Genomic DNA, 16,469 nt, shown 5'->3' on the forward strand with positions numbered 1-16,469 from the left:
GGTCTTACCGGGCCGGCTTCTTCGGCATCGGCAGCAGGCCTTCGCGCTGGGCGCGCTTGCGGGCCAGCTTGCGAGCGCGACGGACGGCTTCAGCCTTTTGGCGAGCGCGCTTTTCCGACGGCTTTTCATAGTGCACGTGCCGCTTCATTTCGCGGAACGAGCCTTCGCGTTGCATCTTCTTCTTCAGGGCCTTCAGCGCCTGATCGACGTTGTTGTCGCGGACGAAAATCTGGACCAGGGGTATCTCTCCATTCGACAGCCCGACCAATATTCCCAAGTCCCTCTTGAGGGGCCGGGCGGGCGAACAAAACCGGGTAACCTGAGAGGGGTGCTCCCAGGCGATGAGGCGGGGCTGATAGCAGAGCGGAGGGCCGCTGTCCATGCGCGACGCGGCTTAAACCTCGGTGTAGACTCGGATTCATGAGCGAAACCGCGCAAACCGCCCTTGAGACCACCGGTCAAGCTTCGCGCCCGAAGGGCCGAAGCTGGGCCGACGAAGCCGAGCAGCGCGTGCTGGATGAAGCCCTGCGCCTGGCGCCGAAAGCCGGCTGGAACAGCGGACTCGTCTCGCGCGCCCTGGCGGCGGCGGGCCTTTCCGAGGCCGAGGGCCAATTACTGCTGCCCGAGGGGCCGCGCGACTTGGCGGCTCTGCTGTCGCGACGCCATGACGCGGTGGCGCTGGCTCGCCTGAATCAGTTCGATGTCGCCGCCCTGAAAATTCGCCAGCGCATCCGCGAGGGCGTCGTCGCCCGGCTCGATGCGGCCCAGGAGCACGCGGATGTGATGCGCCCGTTGGCCGCCTTCCTGGCCTTTCCGACCAACCTGGCCTTGGCCCTGCGGCTGACCTGGGAATCGGCCGACGTGATCTGGCGCTGGGCCGGCGACACCGCGACCGACGAGAACCACTATTCGAAGCGGGCGATCCTGTCGGGGATTCTCATTTCGACCCTGGCCGTCGACCTGGCCTCGGGCCGCGTCTCGGCCCTGACGCACCTCGACGCGCGCATCGACAACGTCATGGCCTTCGAAAAGTGGAAGGCGGGGTTGAAGCCGATGGATCTTGCGAGCGAGGCCGTCTCGGCTCTCGCTCGGATGCGCTACGGCAAGTAGGTCCAATCTCCTCCCCTTTTGGGGGAGGTGGCCCAGAGGGCCGGAGGGGGCTGCGCGGCTTAGGCCGAGATGGCCCCCTCAGTCGCTTCGCGACAGCTCCCCCAGCAGGGGAGCAGATTTTAGCCTCAGCCCCCGAACGCCGCCGTCAGGCGATCGAAGTGGGCCTGCACGGGGCGCGGAGCCTCTTCGTTCGGCGATTCCACGTACATGCGGCGGTCCAGGTGACGGACCCGCTCGTACAGGCGCTCAGAGCGCGTCAGCAGGTGGGTCAGGCCGAAGGGCAGCTCCTCGATGGCCGGAGCCTCGCCGGTGGCTTCCTCGCCCAGGCGGTAGCTTTCGGCGCAGGCGGCTTCCGGCGGCATCTCGCCTTCGCGGACGGCGCGCTGGACCAGCAGCCACGAGGCGACCTGCATCAGGCGGGTGGTCAGGCGCATGCTCTCGGTCGCATAGCCCAGGGCGGCGTTGCGCGAGAGGACCTTGCTGTCATGCCGGCCAGCCCCGTCGAGATAGGCGGCGGTCTCTTCGACCAGCTGCATGCCCTCTTCGAAAGTGCGGTCGAACAGTTCCGATCGCGCGAAGTCCTGGATCACTCCGGCGCGCCAAGGCGTGTCCGCGAACGCGTTCACTTCGGTCATAGCTACTCAATGCCCCTTCGAAAGGCCGCGAGGACGTCTCGCTTGGTGACGGAACTGCAACGCCCGTGCCAAACCCAACCGTCCCGTTTCGCGACCCGCCCCCCCCTTCGAACCGACGATACTCTTACTGTAGAGTTGCGTCCGAAAGCGGATGAACGCTTAAGACGCCAGTAACCTCACCGAAACCTTAAAAGAGCCCTTAGAATCTGTCTCTCCGTTTTGGATCGCGATCCAAAACGGAGAGACAGATTCTAAATTCTTATAGTGAGAGCGTGGCGGGCGGCGAAACCGCTATACACTTTCGCCTGCCACGCTCTTAGTCCAGGCGACCAAACAGCGCATTCGCCGCGTCGCGACCGGCTTTTTTCTTGGCCAGAAAGGCTTTGGTGCGTTCGATTTCGGCCTGCAGGGCCTCGATCCGCTCCTCAAGTTCCGCGACGCCGTAGATCTCCAGATCCTCGTGGGTCGTCTCGCTCAAAGCACGTCCGCTGAAGGCGCGGGGTTCCGCAGGCTCTTCGAACATCGGCTTTTCTCCCTTTTCCGTTGGATATCTGACCCCTACCTAGCTCCCAAGGCAAGCTTCACGAGGATCCGCACCCATGGCGCAGACAATGACGGCGATCGCGATCGAGGGCGGAAAAGGACCCGCCGAGTCTCTGCGAGCCGTCCAGCTTGAGCGTCCCAAGCCGGGACCGAGCGAGATCCTGATCAAGGTCGCCGCGGCCGGTGTGAACCGCCCGGACCTTTTGCAGCGCATGGGCTTCTATCCGCCGCCGCCGGGCGCGCCGGCGACCTTGGGCCTGGAAGTGGCGGGTGAGGTCGTGGTCGGCGCCGGTCGCTGGCGGGTCGGCGACAAGGTCTGCGCCCTGGTGGGCGGCGGGGGCTATGCGGAATATGTGGCGGTCGACGCCCGCCATGCGCTGCCGATCCCAGGCGACCTGGATTTGATCCAAGCCGCGGCCCTGCCCGAGACCGTCTTCACCGTCTTCGCCAACGTGTTCGAGCATGGCGCCTTGAAGTCCGGCGAGACGCTTCTGGTTCATGGTGGAACGTCCGGAATCGGAACAACGGCGATCGCCATGGCCAAGGCGGCGGGCGCCAAGGTCATCGCCACGGGACGCGGCGCGGACAAGAAGGCCAAGGCTCTGGAACTGGGCGCCGACATCGCGATCGACACCAAGGCCGAGGACTTCGCCGAGATCGTCAAGGCGGCTGGCGGCGCCGACGTGGTGCTGGACATGGTCGGGGCCAGCTATTTCGAGAAGAACCTCGACGCCCTGAACGTGGGCGGCCGTATCGTCTACATCGCCAGCCTGGGCGGGGCGGTGCTGGAGGTCCCGGTCATGAAGGTCATGCAGAAGCGCGCCGTGATCACTGGCTCGACCCTGCGCCCCCGCTCGGCAGACGAGAAGGCTCGCCTGGCCGCCGAGGTCGAGCGCGTGGCCTGGCCCTGGGTGGCGGCGGGCAAGCTGAAGCCCCTGATCGACGCGACCTTCCCTCTGGCGGATGCGGCCAAGGCGCATGCGCACCTGGAAGCCGGGGAGCACGTGGGCAAGGTGGTCCTGACGGTCTAGGGAAGACTAGGGACGGCTGAAAGCTCTGGCGCTGTTGAAGTTTGCTTGATCCCCGTTCCCTTTTCGCGAGAACGGGATTATAGCGTTGACCAACATCCCGCCCGGCCGAAAGGCCGGGCGCCGTCATTTCTGGAGGACCGCATGTCCGACATCCTGATGCCCAAGGCGACCGCCGTCTGGTTGGTGGACAACACCTCTCTCAGCTTCGAGCAGATCGCCGACTTCTGCGGTCTGCACCCGCTGGAAGTGCGTGGCATCGCCGACGGTGAAGTGGCGCGCGACATCCGCGGCGCCGACCCGATCGGCAACGGTCAGTTGACCCGCGAGGAGCTGGACAAGGCCCAGGCCAACGACGCCTACCGCATGAAGGCCCAGGTCAGCCGTCACGCCGAGCTGCTGAAGCCGCAGAAGAAGGCCCCGCGCTACACCCCGGTGTCGCGCCGCCAGGACCGTCCTGACGCCATCGCCTGGTTCCTGCGCCACCACCCCGAAGTGACCGACGCTCAGATCTCGAAGATCCTGGGCACCACCAAGGCCACGATCGAGCAGGTCCGCGCCCGCACCCACTGGAATGCGGCCAACATCAAGCCGATCGATCCGGTGACCCTGGGCCTGGTCGGTCAGCTGGAGCTGGACGCGCTGGTCAAGAAGGCGGCCGAAAAGAAGGCCAAGGACGACCTGAAGAAGGGCATCCTGCCGGAAGACCCCACCCTGCGCCCCGCCTCGGAAGCCGGCCAGTTCGAGCCCGAGGTCGAGGAAGAGGAAGAAGACTTCCGCGCCAAGCGCGGCGACCTCAAGGCCGAGGACGTGTTCGGCCAGTCGACGGGCTATGTGGACGAGGAAGACGAGGACTGATCCTCGCGCCAGCGGTACAAAAAGCAGAGGCCCCGCTCCTTGCCGGAGCGGGGCCTCGTGTTTTTTCGGCTGCCGCTAGCAGCTAATGAAGTCGCGCCCTCAGGCCCTCGATCTCCTCCTTCAGCCGAAGCTTCTGCCGCTTAAGCTCCCTAAGCATCGTTCCATCGCTACTGGGTCGACTGGTCTCGTCCTGGATCTTGCGATCGAGGACCTCGTGACGGGATCCAAGCTCGCGGATACGGGATTCGATGGCCATGGCTCTCGGCTCCATTGCTGTTGGAGAAGAAAGTGAACACCCGCTGCGCGACGCTGTCAGATCACATATGATTGCAAGCGGCGGCGCTTGACGTGGCGCGATTTGCTCCCAAGACGGACGAAAATTCACCATGACCGAAGTTTCGGAGACCGTTGATCGCCCCAAGGATCGGGCGCGTTTGGTGGTCGGGATCACCGGCGCTTCGGGCGTGATTTATGGGCTCAGAACCCTGGATGCGCTGCGCGAACTGGGAGTCGAGAGCCACCTGGTGGTGTCCAAATCCGCGGCGCTGACGCTCGCCCAGGAGGCAGATCTCAGCGTCGCCGAGGTCAACGCCAAGGCCGAGGTCGTGCACCGCGCGGCCGATGTGGGGGCCGCGATCGCGTCCGGCTCGTTCCGCACCCTGGGCATGATCGTCGCCCCCTGTTCCGTCAGGACCATGAGCGAAATCGCCACCGGCGTGACGTCTTCGCTGCTGACCCGGGCCGCCGACGTCACCTTGAAGGAGCGTCGCACCCTGGTCCTGATGGTGCGTGAGACGCCGCTGCACCTGGGCCATCTGCGCACCCTGACCAAGCTGGCCGAGATGGGCGCGGTGATCGCCCCGCCGCTGCCGGCCTTCTACGCCAAGCCCGCGACGATCGCCGAGATGGTCGACCAGTCGGTGGGCCGGGCGCTGGACCTGTTCGACCTAGCCTGGAAGCCCGTGAAGCGTTGGGGCGAGGACCTGAAGACCATTGGGGAAACGATCTCCGGCAAGAGCGAGGGTTAACGCGTATGAGGCTGTGGGACTGGGCCCTGGAAGCCTATGCGCGACAACCTGTCGCGGAGGCCTGCCTGCTGTTGCAGGACGCCCATGGCCAGAACGTGCCGTACCTGCTCTGGGCCGCCTGGATGGCCGGGGAGGGGCGTATGGCCGACCTTAAGGACGCCGCCAAGATGATGCGCGCCTGGGACGCCGAGGTCGGCGCGCCTTTGCGCGGCGTGCGCCGGGCGTTGAAGCCCGCGCGTCCTCCCGTCGACGAGGCGCTCAAGGAGGCGCTGCGCGACGCGGTGAAAGCCGTCGAGCTGAAAGGTGAGCGGGTGCTGATGGAAAGCCTGGAAGCGCTGAGCGGTCCGCCGGGCGCGCCGATCCCGGTTCTGGAGGGGCTCGCGGCCGCCGCTGAAGCTTCCGGCGATCCGCCGCGTCGTTCGGCGCTGGAAAAGCTGGCCGTCGCCCTTGAAAAACAAGCCGGCTGAGCGCCTTTACCCGCTGTCAGCCTTTGCTATCTATCAACCTGAGCGGGCCCCACCAGAGATATGTCCATGAACGACGATGATCCGTCGGACGATACCGACATCGCGATCGAACGTCGCCTCGCCGACCTGCGCGAGGAGCACAAGGACCTCGACGACGCCATCCAGGCGCTGGAAGAACGCTACCAGCCCGACATGCTGCAGATCGCGCGCCTGAAGAAGAAGAAGCTGAGCCTCAAGGACGAGATCGGCCGGCTGGAAGATCAGCTCACCCCAGACATCATCGCCTAGCCGGCAACCGCTTTCACGCACGCCATGCGGGCCTCGGGCGTCAGGTCCTTGGGCATGAGGACGCGCTGGAAGTCCAGCATCGCCTTGCCCTCGGGCTTGAAGCGGATCGTGCGTCGCGCGCCGGCGTCCTCGACGACGTAGGCGACCTCCACTGAACTGTCCCCGACCTTGCCGCCCCGGCGTTCCAGCCGCTTCATGCCGTCGCGCAGGCCCGCCGCATAGGCCGGACCGTCGGGCCGCACGCCGGTGATCACGCCGCTCTTGGCGCTGGCGTCGCTGTCGAAGCCGAGTTCGTAGGCCGGCCGGCTAAACGCCTCCACCGTGAGGCAGCCGCCGAAGGCGTCGGGCGGCAGGACGATCGGCTCGCCCTTGACGATCCAGCGGTCGATCTCCGGTGTCAGGTCCACGCCGGTGCGGGTCTTGACGATGCGCGGCAGCAGGCTGGCCGCCGCGTGGTCCCACTCGGCCGGGTCGCGGCCCTTGGCGTAGTCGCGCATGGCCAGCATCACCGGATCCAGGCCGCCTTGCGCCTTCAGCCGGGCCTCCAGCAGCAGGGCGACCAGGGCGCCGCGCTGGTAGGGCAGCTTCTGCATGGCCCTGTCGCTCCAGAACCGGGCGGCGATGTCGGCGTTCGGCGTGGCCCGGGCGGGCGAGGCGGCATAGGCCTCCAGCACGGCGTTCCAGGCTGCGACGAAGGTCTCAAGATCGACGAAGCCCGAACGGAGCGACAGCTTGCGGGCGTAGTAGTCGGTGAAGCCTTCGCTGACCCAGTAGCCCAGCGGCTCCTCTGGACCCTCCTTGAGGCCGCCCGTGCGGTTCGAGTTCCAGGTGTGGAAATACTCGTGGGCCAGGAACAGCTTGTAGGTGTCCAGCGGCACGTTGCGGCTGGAGATCACCGCGAAGGCGTCGCCCAGGCCCGAGCCGCGATAGGTGGTCCAGCCGGGCGGCGCGCTCTGGTCGACCAGGGTGATCAGGAACGGCTCCTGGCCGTCGCCCCAGAAGGCGCGGCTGGCCGTGATGGTCTGGGCGGCCATGTCAGCGAAGGCCGCGGGCGTGAAGGCGAACTTGCCGCGCACGGCCAGGCGCAGCGGCGCGCCGCCAGCGTCTCGCTCCAGGAAGGTCAGATCCTTGTAGGCCACGGCGACGCTGTCGCTGATGTCGTCGATCATCCCGGCCTTGCGGGCCAGGTCCTCCAGGTCGGACGCGAAGACGAGGCCCGAGCCGGCCGGATCCCAGCTGAAGCGCGCCTTGTCCTTGTCGCGGCCCTGCGGCGTCACGAAGACAGTGTGGCCGATCACATAGAACCCGTCGGGCCCGACGATCGGCTGGCCGTAGTTGGGGCTGTCGGCCGGCGGCTCGCCCTCATAGGCGCTGATCACGCGGTAGCGGACGGTCAGAGGCGCGCGGGGCTTGGACGTGATGGTCCATGTCTTCTCGTCGGCGCTCGACAGCGTCCCGCCGGTGACGACAGGGTCCTTGATGAAGCGCCAGAGTTTCTCGCCGCCGCCCCAGTCCTGGGGCAGGCGCAAGCGGGTCTCGCCATCGGCGTCGGCGGGCAGGGTGATCGTCACCGACAAGGCGGTGACCTTGCCGTTCTCGATCACCGGCGCGAGGCGGTAGCTGTCTGTCGGCGGCGACGCGGCAAGGGCCTGCGCGGCGGAAAGGGCGGCGACAGCGCCGCCCAGCAAGGCTTTGGTGATCAAGCGACGTCCCCCAGTTGCGCTACCCTAGGGGCGCCGCCGGGAGCCGGTCAGCTTAAAGTTTCTTCACGCGGCGATCTGCGTCGCTTCCAGTTCGCGGACGGCCTGCAGCAGCCGGCCAGGGGTGATCGGCTTTTCCAGGCGGGCGTCGGCGTGCTGGTCGGCCTTCAGCAGGCGGGCGTCGCAAGCCGAGGCCATCAGGGTCACCGCGCCCGGACGCGCCTTGCGCACCGCGCTGACCAGCTCGCCGCCGCTCATGCGGGGCATCGAATGGTCGGTGATCACCAGGTCGGGCGCGAAGCTGTCCAGGGCCTCGAAGGCTTCCTGGCCGTCCTGGCACAGCAGGACGTCGAAACCCGCCTCGGTCAGGGTGATTTCATAAATCATCGACAGGACGGGATCGTCCTCGGCGACCAGAATACGCTGCATGTAACCCGCCCAGCCATGCTTAACAGACTATGAACGTGTTACCGCGTGGGACGGGTCCACGTCGCCGTGCGATAAGGTCGCATAACCGCCGGTTGTCAGACCGCCTGCTTGCGCTTCCGGACGAACATGGCGGCGTCGGCCTCGGCGAGGGACACTTCCGGATCGACGCCGGGCTCGATCTCGCGCACGCCGAACGAGACGTGCAGCGGAGCCGACCATTCGCCGAATTCCACTGGTTGCGAGCGGATGGCGTCGGCCAGACTCTGGGCCTTGGCCAGGGCGGTTTCCTTGTCGGCCTGGGCCAGCAACACGGCGAACTCGTCGCCGCCCATGCGGCCGACCAGATCGCTTTCGCGGACATTGGCCAGGAGGCGCTTGGCCACCGCCTTCAGCGCCTCGTCGCCGGCCGCGTGGCCGAAGCGATCGTTGACGCTCTTGAAGTTGTCGAGGTCGAAGAACACCAGGCTGGCCGAAGAGCCGTAGCGCTGGGCGAAGGCCGAGACACGCTTGGTTTCACGCAGAAAGGCGCGGCGGTTCAGCACCGGGGTCAGGGCGTCCATGTCGGCCAGGCCCTGCGCCTCGTTCAAACGCAGCTTCAGGGCCGAGACCTCGTTCCGCAGGTCATCGATCTCGGTCATCAGCGTTTTCAACGCCTCGACCACCTGCGGCGTCAGGTCCGCCTCGGTGAGGCCGAGGAAGGCGGCGCTGTCTGGCGCGGAGACTTCTCGGCTCGCCACCTGGGCTCCGGCGCGCGCGAGGGCGCGCTTGCGGATAGCGGCGAAAGGTTCGGTCCGGGCGCCGGTAATCTTCATGACCTTAGGGGGAATCGATATGGCACAGCTGCGCTATGGTTAACGGGAACGGCGTTCGTTTCAATCCGGGGTGCTGATTGGTCACACGCGCAAAGGGTCGCAGGCTCGACCTATGGGCGATCTTTGCTGTTGGCTCTGTACGCCTTGTGTCGTTTTGCACTTGCGCGGATGGGGTGAGGCGCATACGGGGCGGCCTTCATTCACCGCGCCCAGGGAAGACGCGATGACACCACCTGTCGCCATCATCATGGGCAGCCGTTCGGACTGGCCGACCATGAAGGGCGCGGCTGACGCGCTGGACAGCCTGGGCGTGGCCTACGAGGCCAAGGTCGTTTCCGCCCATCGCACCCCTCAACGCCTGTTCGACTTCGCCACGGGCGCGGAAGCCGCCGGCTACAAGGTGATCATCGCCGGAGCCGGTGGCGCGGCGCACCTGCCAGGCATGGCGGCCTCGATGACCAACCTGCCGGTGCTGGGCGTGCCGGTGCGATCCAAGGCGCTGAGCGGGCTCGATTCCCTGTTGTCGATCGTCCAGATGCCGGGCGGCGTCCCGGTGGCGACGCTGGCGATCGGCGAGGCCGGGGCCAAGAACGCCGGCCTGCTGGCCGCCCAGATCCTGGCCCTGTCGGACCCGGCCCTGGCCCAGCGCCTGTCGGCCTTCCGCGCCGCCCAGACCGACAGCGTCGCCGAGAGCGTCGAGGACTAACAGACGATGGCCTCCTTCCCCCTGGTTCCTGGTTCGACCATCGGCATTCTCGGCGGGGGACAGCTGGGTCGCATGCTGGCCTTGGCCGCGGCCCGCCTGGGCTTCGACGTGGTCATCCAGGATCCGGAGGAAGGCTCGCCCGCCGGCCGCGTCGCCGCGCGCCAGATCGTGGCCGCCTATGACGACCGCTGGGCCCTGAAGCGCCTGGCCGAGGCCTGCGACGTCGTTACCTACGAGTTCGAGAACGTCCCGGCCGACACGGTCTCGGAGCTCGCCGCCCTCGGCGCGGTGGTCTCGCCGGGCGCCAAGGCCCTGGCCGCCGCTCAGGATCGGGTGGTCGAGAAAAGTTTCCTGGCCGAGATCGGCGTGCCGACCGTGGCCTTCGCCGCCGTGCATGACAGCGACAGCCTGGCCGCCGCCGTGGCCAAGATCGGTGCGCCCTCTCTGCTGAAGACTCGCCGCGAGGGTTATGACGGCAAGGGTCAGGCCTGGATCCAGAGGGCCGCCGACGCCGAGACCTCGTTCGACAAGATCGGCCGCCAAGCCGCGATCCTGGAAGCGCCCGCCGACTTCGGCCGCGAACTGTCGGTGATCGCCGCGCGCGGCCGCGATGGTGAGATCGCCTGCTATCCGGTCAGCGAGAATCATCACGAAGGTGGCGTCCTGCGCCGCACCGTGGCTCCCGCCAAGATCACGCCGGCGACCCGCGACCAGGCCGAGGCCATCGTCGCCAAGATCCTGACGGCCCTGGACTATGTCGGCGTCATCGGCGTCGAGCTGTTCGAACTGGCCGGCGGCAAGCTGCTGGTCAACGAATTCGCCCCGCGCGTCCACAACACCGGCCACTGGACCCAGGACGGCTGCGAGGTCGACCAGTTCGAGCAGCATATCCGCGCCGTCGCCGGCTGGCCGCTGGGCCCGACCGCGCCGCACCACCATGTCGAGATGACCAACCTGCTGGGCGCCGACGTCGACGCCTGGCGCAAGCTGGCCGCCGAGCCCGAGACCCGCGTCCACCTCTACGGCAAGGGCGAGGCCCGCCCGGGCCGCAAGATGGGCCACGTCAACCGGCTACGGTCGTTGAAGGACTAGAGGCGCTCAGTCGTCCTCGTCCGGAACGGCCAAATCGGCGGCGTCGAAGTCGTAGTCCAGGAGGTCGCCGGGGCGGCATCCCAGGGCGGCGCACAGGCGGGCCAGGGTGCGGAAGCGGATGCCCTTGACCTTGCCCGAGCGGAACAGCGATAGCTGGGTTTCGCTCAGGCCCACCTCGGCCGCCAGGTCGCGGGCCTTCAGGCCCTTGGCGACGATCAGGGCGTCCAGGGTGACGCGAACGGGCATTAGATCATCTCGTCCAGTTCGGCCTGCGCCGCCAGGGCCTGGTCCATCACGCGACCCAGCAGGAACAGGGCGCCGCCGATCATGCCGAGCGTCATGCCGGCCACGTCGAAGTTCAGATAGCTGCGCTTGTCCGCGCCGACCAGCCGCATCAGGTTGATGACCACGAAGACGCTGGCCACGCCGCCGACCCCCAGGGCCAGGCCGACACGGCGCAGGGCCGACGGCAGGGCGGCCTGGATCAGCCGGCCCTTGGCGATCTCCCCCAGCGCCTGACCGATCGACCACACCCCGAACAGGTAGCAGGCCGCCGGCGCGTACTGGATCGTCGTGGCGAGCATCCTGGCCGGCGTGGGCGCCGATGGCCGGTGCAGCGCCATCAGCAGCAACGGCGCGACCCAGGCCATCAAGGCCAGTAGCAAGCCGACGCTGATCACCATGAACACCGCCAGCCAGCGGAACTGGCCGCACATGCGGCGGAAATTCTCGATGTCCTTCGCGCTCACGGCGGCCTCCAATCCTGTCTCGTCTTTAATCTTGACTTAAAGGCGATGTGTCCGCAACTTTATATCTGACTTAAACGAACTCTCCCCGGAAAGGGGCGCCGCGACCCATGCCCGCCGCTATAGAGACCGAAGGCCTGACCCGTCGTTTCGGCCGCCGCCTGGCGGTCGAGGCGGTGTCCATGACCGTGCCCGAGCAGGCGGTGTACGGCTTCCTGGGCCGCAACGGCGCGGGCAAGACCACGACCTTGAAGATGGTGCTGGGCCTGATCCGTCCCACCGCCGGGACGGCGCGGGTGCTGGGCGTGGACGTCGTCCGCGATCGCATCGGCGCGGCGCGCAAGATCGGGGCGCTGCTGGAGGCGCACGGCTTCTACACGAACCTGACGGGCCGCGAGAACCTGGCCCTGACCGCCACCCTGCTGGGCCTGCCCGCCGGCGAGATCGAGCGCGTGTTAGAGGTGGTCGAGATGCGGGCCGACGCCGGCCGCAAGGTCGCCGGCTACTCCCTAGGGATGCGCCAGCGCCTGGGCCTGGCCCGCGCCATGCTGGGCGCGCCGCCGGTGCTGGTGCTGGACGAGCCGACCAACGGCCTGGATCCCGACGGCATCGCGGACATGCGCCGCTTTCTCAAGAGCCTTCCCGAGCGCACCGGCGCGACCGTGCTGCTTTCCAGCCACCTGCTGGGCGAGATCGAGCAGACCGCCACCCATGTCGGCGTCGTGAATGACGGTCGCCTCGTGCTAGAGGGCGAGTTGGCCCGGCTTAAGGCTGACCTTGCGCCCGAGATCGTCCTGCGGACCGGCGACGACGCGCGGGCCGCGGAACTGCTGGCCAGCCACGACCTGGTCGCCGTCCAATCCGAGACCGGCCTGATCGCGCCGTTGCGCCCCGGCGACGACGTCGACCAAGCGGCGGCGGCTCTCAACCGCGCCCTGGTCCAGGCCGGCCTGCCGGTCTTCGCGATCGGCCCCCGCGATCGGTCCCTGGAGGACATCTACCGCCAGGTTTCCGCGCCCCAACGCCAAGTCGAGGCCGTCTGATGCTCGCCGTCCTGTCCGTGGAAATCCGCAAGCTGAACCGGTCGCTGGCCGCCGTCCTGGCCCTGGCCGCGCCGTCGCTGATCGCCTTTTTCCTGTTCTTCGTCGCCCTGCGAGGCGCGCGGGCCGGCCCCTGGAACATGTTCTTCGAGGGCTCGACCACCGTTTGGGCCTTCTTCATGCTGCCGATGAGCGTGACGGCCCTGACCGCGCTGGTGGCGCACATGGAGCATGGCCCGCGCGCTTGGGATCATCTGCGGGCCCTACCGATTCCACGCTGGCGGATCTACGCCGCCAAGGCCCTGTGCGTGATCGCCATCGTCATCGTCATGACCGGCCTGAACCTGCTGCTGACCTGGGGGGCGCTCTCGCTGGTCGGCGTCGTGAAGCCCGCCATCGCGCCCACCGGCGAGCTCGACGTGGCCAAGCTGCTGCTGGTCAACGCCAAGGTCGTGGCGGCCGCGACCCTGCTGATCGCTATCCAGCTTTGGACCGCCCTGCGCTTCGCGAGTTTCGTGCCGGCCCTGGCGCTGGGCATCGGCGGGACCTTCTTCTCGGTCGTGGCGACCTCGGCCAAGGAGGGGGTGTTTTTCCCCTGGCAGATGCCGGTCAACATGCTGGCCAAGGACGCCTGGCGGGTGGAGACGGCCCTGGCCCTGGGCGGCGGCCTCGGCGCGGTGGTCCTGGTGCTGGCCGTCCTGCACCTGGCGCGGCGCGAGGTGTTGTAACGCCGCGTCGGTCTCTCTAGGACGCTCTCAGGCAGGAGAGGCGGAGCCATGACGGACCAGGCGCTCATCGGATTGATCGGCGGCATGAGCTGGGAAAGCTCGGCCCAGTACTATCGGCTGATCAATGAGGCGGTGCGCGAGCGCGTGGGTGGCGTGGCCTCGGCGCGGACCCTGATGTGGTCGTTCGACTTCGCCGAGATCGAGCACCTGCAGCACGCCGGCCGCTGGCCGGAGCTCTCGCGGCGCTTGGCCGACGCGGCGCGGGCGCTGGAGGCGGGCGGGGCCGATTTCCTGGTGCTCTGCACCAACACCATGCACCGCGAGGCCGACGAGATCGAAGCGGCGGTCCATATCCCGCTGCTGCACATCGCCGATCCGACCGGCGCGGCGATCAAGGCGGCGGGCCTGACGACCGTGGGCCTGCTGGGCACGGCCTTCACCATGGAGCACGATTTCTATCGCGGCCGGCTGGAGAAGAAGCACGGTCTGACCGTGCTGACGCCTGACGAGGGCGATCGCGCCGACGTGCACCGGATCATCTACGAGGAACTGGTCACCGGACAGGTGCTGGACGCCTCGCGCGAGGTCTACAGGGCGGTGATCGGGCGGCTGGTTGAGCGGGGCGCCCAGGCGATCATCTTGGGCTGCACCGAGATCATGCTGCTGATCTCCCAGGCCGACAGCTCGGTTCCAGTGTTCGACACCACGACTCTGCACGCCATGGCGGCCGTCGACCGCGCCTTGAATGGCGCCGCCTAGCCGATAGGGTGCCGCTTCGCTCTAGTTGCGGAGTCACCCCATGCGCCCTCGTCTTGTTTCGGGCCTCGCCCTGCTCGCCAGCCTCTCGATCCTGGCGGCGAGCCCTGTCCTGGCCCAGACAGCCTACGAGGCGGTGGATCCTTTCATCGGCACGGGCGGCGATGGTCACACCTTCCCGGGCGCCGTGGTTCCATTCGGCATGGTGCAGCTCAGCCCCGACACCGACATCCTGCCGTTCAAGCAGAGCTATGCCCGCGCGGCCGGCTACCGGTTCGGTGATCCGACGATCCTGGGCTTCTCGCACACCCACTTTTCGGGCGCGGGGCACTCGGACCTTGGCGACATCCTGCTGACCCCGGTCAGCGGCGAGGCCAAGCTGGAGCCGGGCGAGGCCGACAAGCCGGGCTCGGGTTACCGCTCGCGCTACAGCCACGACACCGAGGTCGCCCAGCCGGGCTACTACGCCGTCACCCTCGACGACAGCCACGTGCGGGCCGAGCTGACGGCGGGCCTGCGCACCGGCCTGCATCGCTACACCTTCGAGAAGGGCCAGCGCGCCCAGGTGCTGATCGACCTGCGCAGCTCGATCTACAACTATCCGGGCAAGGTGCTGTGGTCGCGGCTGCGCGTGGCCCCGGACGGGACGATCACCGGCTATCGCGAGACGCGCGGCTGGGCGCCGGGGCGCAAGCTGTTCTTCGCCATCAAGTTCGACCGTCCGCTGGTCGGCCAGCAGTTCCACAACCGCGAGGCCGACATCCCCTACAAGGGTTTCGCCCAGCCCGGTCGTACGCCAGAGGATCGCGCCCAGGTCCAGGGCCGGGCGCTGGTCGGGGTGTTCGACTTTGGCCAGATCGACGGGCCGCTGACCGTCAAGGTGGCGCTGTCGTCGGTCAGCGAGGATGGCGCGATCGCCAACCTCGCCAGCGACGAGCCCGCCTTCGACTTCGACGCCCAGCGCGGCCGAGCCAAGGCGGCCTGGGAGAAGGCCCTGGGGGCGGTGGACATCGAGGCCGCGGCTCCGATGCGGAAAACCCTCTATACGGCGCTCTATCACACCCTGCTGGCCCCCAGCGTCTTCGCCGACGCCGACGGCCGCTACCGGGGTCCCGACGACCAGGTGCACGAGGGCAAGCTGGACGGCCGGCCCTTCACCTTCCACTCGACCTTCTCGCTGTGGGACACCTTCCGGGCCGAGCATCCGCTGCTGACCCTGGTCCAGCCGGCCGACTACACCAACGACGTGGTCAACTCGCTGATCGCCTCGCAGAAGCAGAGCCCCTACGGCATCCTACCGGTCTGGCAGTTCCACGGTCAGGAGACCTGGACGATGATCGGCTACCACGCCGTGCCAGTCATCGCCGACGCCTGGATGAAGGGCATCCGCGGCTATGACGGCAAGGCGGCCCTGGACGCCATGGTCAAGAGCGCGACCTACGCGCCCTACGGCGGTCTCGGCGACTACATGAAGCTGGGCTACGTTCCGATCGACAAGGAGCCGGAGGCGGCGTCCAAGACGGTCGAATACGCCTATGACGACTGGACCATCGCCAAGGTCGCGGCGGACATGGGGCAGGCCGACGTGGCCAGGACCTTCGAGAAGCGCGCCGGCTACTGGCGCAACAGCTTCGACCTGAACACCGGCTTCCTGCGGGCCCGCAAGAGCGACGGGACCTATCGCGAGCCGTTCAACCCGACCGCCATCAACTACGGCTCGGACTATACCGAGGGCAACGCCTGGCAATATTCGTGGTTCGCGCCACAGGACCTGGGCGGGGTGGTCACGGCGCTGGGCGGCGACGCGGCGACGGTCAGGAAGCTGGACGCCATGTTCGACTTCGACAATTCGAAGATCGACTACTCGCACGCCGAGGACATCGCCGGCCTGATCGGCCAGTACATCCACGGCAACGAGCCCAGCCACCACGTGGCCTATATGTACAACTACGCCGGCGCCCCGTGGCGGACGCAAGGCCGCCTGACCCAGATCATCAAGAGCCAGTACCAGCCGACCCCGGACGGCCTGTCGGGCAACGATGACCTGGGCCAGATGTCGGCCTGGCTGATGTTCACCAGCCTGGGCTTCTATCCGGTGACCCCGGCCTCGAACGAGTACGCCATCGGCCGCCCCTTTGTGGACAGTGCGGCGCTGAACCTGCCCAACGGCAAGCGCTTCACGGTGCGGGCGCGGGGGCTGACGGATGCGAAGCCGTACGTCGCCAAGGTCACCCTGAACGGCAAACCCCTGACGAGGGCCTTCCTGCGGCACGAGGAGATCATCGCCGGCGGCGAGCTGGTCTTCACGATGAGCGCGACGCCGAACAAGACCTGGGCGACGAAGGTGGGGGATCGTCCGACGTCGATGACGGAGTATCGGTAGGGGCCCCAACCACCACCGTCATCCCGCGCTTTATGCGCGGGGCCCATTTGTCCGCCGCGGGTGAAGAGCGGACTTACGCTCTCACGTAGAAGCTGAACCATGGGTCCCGCGCACAAAGCG

General features: G+C 67.6%; 21 protein-coding genes. 12 read left to right on the plus strand and 9 right to left on the minus strand.

Translation table 11 applies throughout. The features are described 5' to 3' along the window. Positions 1-4: 4 nt before the first annotated feature. A complete protein-coding gene (rpsU, locus tag ACW173_RS10925; protein ID WP_198576648.1) occupies positions 5-238 on the minus strand; it encodes a 30S ribosomal protein S21 in 234 nt (77 codons plus the stop codon). 182 nt (positions 239-420) lie between these two features. On the opposite strand from rpsU, the gene ACW173_RS10930 reads away from it, so the two are divergent. Further along, positions 421-1,110: a COQ9 family protein gene (locus ACW173_RS10930; protein WP_492085302.1), complete on the plus strand. Its 690-nt coding sequence runs from the start codon at positions 421-423 to the stop codon at positions 1,108-1,110. Positions 1,111-1,235: 125 nt separating this feature from the next. Here the strand turns inward: ACW173_RS10930 and rcdA are convergent, their stop codons facing one another. Both rcdA and ACW173_RS10940 read right to left on the minus strand, forming a co-directional pair. Next, complete coding sequence (gene rcdA / locus ACW173_RS10935; protein WP_492085304.1) at positions 1,236-1,745, minus strand: protease adaptor protein RcdA; 510 nt, start codon at positions 1,743-1,745, stop codon at positions 1,236-1,238. 316 nt (positions 1,746-2,061) lie between these two features. Beyond that, positions 2,062-2,268: a DUF1192 domain-containing protein gene (locus ACW173_RS10940; protein ID WP_492085305.1), complete on the minus strand. Its 207-nt coding sequence runs from the start codon at positions 2,266-2,268 to the stop codon at positions 2,062-2,064. A 76-nt stretch (positions 2,269-2,344) separates the two neighbouring features. Here ACW173_RS10940 and ACW173_RS10945 point away from each other — a divergent pair, with 76 nt between their 5' ends. After that, positions 2,345-3,319: an NAD(P)H-quinone oxidoreductase gene (locus ACW173_RS10945; RefSeq protein WP_492085307.1), complete on the plus strand. Its 975-nt coding sequence runs from the start codon at positions 2,345-2,347 to the stop codon at positions 3,317-3,319. A gap of 141 nt (positions 3,320-3,460) precedes the next feature. Further along, positions 3,461-4,174, plus strand: coding sequence for a DUF1013 domain-containing protein (locus ACW173_RS10950; protein ID WP_492085309.1), 714 nt, complete (start codon positions 3,461-3,463; stop codon positions 4,172-4,174). Positions 4,175-4,256: 82 nt separating this feature from the next. Here the strand turns inward: ACW173_RS10950 and ACW173_RS10955 are convergent, their stop codons facing one another. Then, the gene (locus tag ACW173_RS10955; RefSeq protein WP_492085311.1) at positions 4,257-4,430 is read right to left on the minus strand and encodes a YdcH family protein; all 174 of its coding nucleotides are present in this window, start codon (positions 4,428-4,430) and stop codon (positions 4,257-4,259) included. A 130-nt stretch (positions 4,431-4,560) separates the two neighbouring features. Here ACW173_RS10955 and ACW173_RS10960 point away from each other — a divergent pair, with 130 nt between their 5' ends. The 3 genes from ACW173_RS10960 to ACW173_RS10970 are packed head-to-tail and all read left to right on the plus strand — an operon-like array spanning position 4,561 to position 5,957. Beyond that, positions 4,561-5,202 carry a UbiX family flavin prenyltransferase gene (locus ACW173_RS10960; RefSeq protein ID WP_492085313.1) on the plus strand — a complete coding sequence of 214 codons (642 nt, stop codon included), beginning with the start codon at positions 4,561-4,563 and terminating at the stop codon, positions 5,200-5,202. Between the two features lie 5 nt (positions 5,203-5,207). Further along, positions 5,208-5,669 carry a TIGR02444 family protein gene (locus ACW173_RS10965; protein ID WP_492085314.1) on the plus strand — a complete coding sequence of 154 codons (462 nt, stop codon included), beginning with the start codon at positions 5,208-5,210 and terminating at the stop codon, positions 5,667-5,669. A gap of 60 nt (positions 5,670-5,729) precedes the next feature. Further along, the gene (locus ACW173_RS10970; RefSeq protein ID WP_492085315.1) at positions 5,730-5,957 is read left to right on the plus strand and encodes a YdcH family protein; all 228 of its coding nucleotides are present in this window, start codon (positions 5,730-5,732) and stop codon (positions 5,955-5,957) included. Here ACW173_RS10970 and ACW173_RS10975 read toward each other — a convergent pair. The 3 genes from ACW173_RS10975 to ACW173_RS10985 all read right to left on the minus strand — a co-directional run bounded on the left by ACW173_RS10975 (position 5,954) and on the right by ACW173_RS10985 (position 8,898). Beyond that, the gene (locus ACW173_RS10975) at positions 5,954-7,660 is read right to left on the minus strand and encodes a M61 family metallopeptidase (RefSeq protein WP_492085317.1); all 1,707 of its coding nucleotides are present in this window, start codon (positions 7,658-7,660) and stop codon (positions 5,954-5,956) included. The two genes, ACW173_RS10970 and ACW173_RS10975, sit on opposite strands and share 4 nt — an antisense overlap. 63 nt (positions 7,661-7,723) lie before the next feature. Then, on the minus strand, positions 7,724-8,086 hold the full coding sequence (locus ACW173_RS10980) for a response regulator (protein WP_492085319.1): 363 nt from the start codon (positions 8,084-8,086) through the stop codon (positions 7,724-7,726). 95 nt (positions 8,087-8,181) lie between these two features. Then, the gene (locus tag ACW173_RS10985; RefSeq protein ID WP_492085320.1) at positions 8,182-8,898 is read right to left on the minus strand and encodes a GGDEF domain-containing protein; all 717 of its coding nucleotides are present in this window, start codon (positions 8,896-8,898) and stop codon (positions 8,182-8,184) included. Between the two features lie 223 nt (positions 8,899-9,121). Here ACW173_RS10985 and purE point away from each other — a divergent pair, with 223 nt between their 5' ends. Both purE and ACW173_RS10995 read left to right on the plus strand, forming a co-directional pair. Beyond that, positions 9,122-9,604, plus strand: a complete 483-nt coding sequence (gene purE, locus ACW173_RS10990) for a 5-(carboxyamino)imidazole ribonucleotide mutase (RefSeq protein ID WP_492085322.1) — start codon at positions 9,122-9,124, stop codon at positions 9,602-9,604. A gap of 6 nt (positions 9,605-9,610) precedes the next feature. After that, entirely contained in the window at positions 9,611-10,696 is a 1,086-nt protein-coding gene (locus ACW173_RS10995) for a 5-(carboxyamino)imidazole ribonucleotide synthase (protein WP_492085323.1), read from the plus strand. A 6-nt stretch (positions 10,697-10,702) separates the two neighbouring features. Here ACW173_RS10995 and ACW173_RS11000 read toward each other — a convergent pair whose 3' ends face one another. Beyond that, complete coding sequence (locus tag ACW173_RS11000) at positions 10,703-10,942, minus strand: helix-turn-helix domain-containing protein (protein ID WP_492085325.1); 240 nt, start codon at positions 10,940-10,942, stop codon at positions 10,703-10,705. Then, on the minus strand, positions 10,942-11,445 hold the full coding sequence (locus ACW173_RS11005) for a DUF2975 domain-containing protein (RefSeq protein ID WP_492085326.1): 504 nt from the start codon (positions 11,443-11,445) through the stop codon (positions 10,942-10,944). The genes ACW173_RS11000 and ACW173_RS11005 overlap by 1 nt, the downstream gene beginning before the upstream one ends. Before the next feature lie 107 nt (positions 11,446-11,552). Between ACW173_RS11005 and ACW173_RS11010 the strand changes: the two genes are divergently transcribed. From ACW173_RS11010 to ACW173_RS11025, 4 genes are read left to right on the plus strand one after another with little or no spacing between them, the layout of a single operon-like run. After that, complete coding sequence (locus tag ACW173_RS11010) at positions 11,553-12,485, plus strand: ABC transporter ATP-binding protein (RefSeq protein WP_492085328.1); 933 nt, start codon at positions 11,553-11,555, stop codon at positions 12,483-12,485. After that, positions 12,485-13,210 (plus strand): ABC transporter permease, encoded by a 726-nt coding sequence (locus ACW173_RS11015; RefSeq protein ID WP_492085330.1) that lies wholly within the window; start codon positions 12,485-12,487, stop codon positions 13,208-13,210. Before ACW173_RS11010 ends, ACW173_RS11015 begins: the two co-directional genes overlap by 1 nt. A 48-nt stretch (positions 13,211-13,258) precedes the next feature. Then, positions 13,259-13,969: an aspartate/glutamate racemase family protein gene (locus tag ACW173_RS11020; protein ID WP_492085332.1), complete on the plus strand. Its 711-nt coding sequence runs from the start codon at positions 13,259-13,261 to the stop codon at positions 13,967-13,969. A gap of 40 nt (positions 13,970-14,009) precedes the next feature. Continuing rightward, positions 14,010-16,349, plus strand: coding sequence for a GH92 family glycosyl hydrolase (locus tag ACW173_RS11025; RefSeq protein WP_492085333.1), 2,340 nt, complete (start codon positions 14,010-14,012; stop codon positions 16,347-16,349). Positions 16,350-16,469: the final 120 nt, after the last annotated feature.

Source organism: Caulobacter sp. ALps2 (assembly GCF_058681635.1).

What these genes read in the sequence shown, in the direction of transcription:
- ACW173_RS10960 (WP_492085313.1), top strand. Translation starts at nt 4,561, where the DNA reads ATGACCGAAGTTTCGGAGACCGTTGATCGCCCCAAGGATCGGGCGCGT.
- ACW173_RS10965 (WP_492085314.1), top strand. Translation starts at nt 5,208, where the DNA reads ATGAGGCTGTGGGACTGGGCCCTGGAAGCCTATGCGCGACAACCTGTC.
- purE (WP_492085322.1), top strand. Translation starts at nt 9,122, where the DNA reads ATGACACCACCTGTCGCCATCATCATGGGCAGCCGTTCGGACTGGCCG.
- ACW173_RS11015 (WP_492085330.1), top strand. Translation starts at nt 12,485, where the DNA reads ATGCTCGCCGTCCTGTCCGTGGAAATCCGCAAGCTGAACCGGTCGCTG.
- rcdA (WP_492085304.1), bottom strand. Translation starts at nt 1,745, where the DNA reads ATGACCGAAGTGAACGCGTTCGCGGACACGCCTTGGCGCGCCGGAGTG.
- ACW173_RS10980 (WP_492085319.1), bottom strand. Translation starts at nt 8,086, where the DNA reads ATGCAGCGTATTCTGGTCGCCGAGGACGATCCCGTCCTGTCGATGATT.
- ACW173_RS11025 (WP_492085333.1), top strand. Translation starts at nt 14,010, where the DNA reads ATGCGCCCTCGTCTTGTTTCGGGCCTCGCCCTGCTCGCCAGCCTCTCG.
- ACW173_RS11010 (WP_492085328.1), top strand. Translation starts at nt 11,553, where the DNA reads ATGCCCGCCGCTATAGAGACCGAAGGCCTGACCCGTCGTTTCGGCCGC.
- ACW173_RS10985 (WP_492085320.1), bottom strand. Translation starts at nt 8,898, where the DNA reads ATGAAGATTACCGGCGCCCGGACCGAACCTTTCGCCGCTATCCGCAAG.
- ACW173_RS10995 (WP_492085323.1), top strand. Translation starts at nt 9,611, where the DNA reads ATGGCCTCCTTCCCCCTGGTTCCTGGTTCGACCATCGGCATTCTCGGC.
- ACW173_RS10970 (WP_492085315.1), top strand. Translation starts at nt 5,730, where the DNA reads ATGTCCATGAACGACGATGATCCGTCGGACGATACCGACATCGCGATC.
- ACW173_RS10945 (WP_492085307.1), top strand. Translation starts at nt 2,345, where the DNA reads ATGGCGCAGACAATGACGGCGATCGCGATCGAGGGCGGAAAAGGACCC.
- ACW173_RS11000 (WP_492085325.1), bottom strand. Translation starts at nt 10,942, where the DNA reads ATGCCCGTTCGCGTCACCCTGGACGCCCTGATCGTCGCCAAGGGCCTG.
- ACW173_RS10955 (WP_492085311.1), bottom strand. Translation starts at nt 4,430, where the DNA reads ATGGCCATCGAATCCCGTATCCGCGAGCTTGGATCCCGTCACGAGGTC.
- ACW173_RS10940 (WP_492085305.1), bottom strand. Translation starts at nt 2,268, where the DNA reads ATGTTCGAAGAGCCTGCGGAACCCCGCGCCTTCAGCGGACGTGCTTTG.
- ACW173_RS11020 (WP_492085332.1), top strand. Translation starts at nt 13,259, where the DNA reads ATGACGGACCAGGCGCTCATCGGATTGATCGGCGGCATGAGCTGGGAA.
- ACW173_RS10950 (WP_492085309.1), top strand. Translation starts at nt 3,461, where the DNA reads ATGTCCGACATCCTGATGCCCAAGGCGACCGCCGTCTGGTTGGTGGAC.
- ACW173_RS10930 (WP_492085302.1), top strand. Translation starts at nt 421, where the DNA reads ATGAGCGAAACCGCGCAAACCGCCCTTGAGACCACCGGTCAAGCTTCG.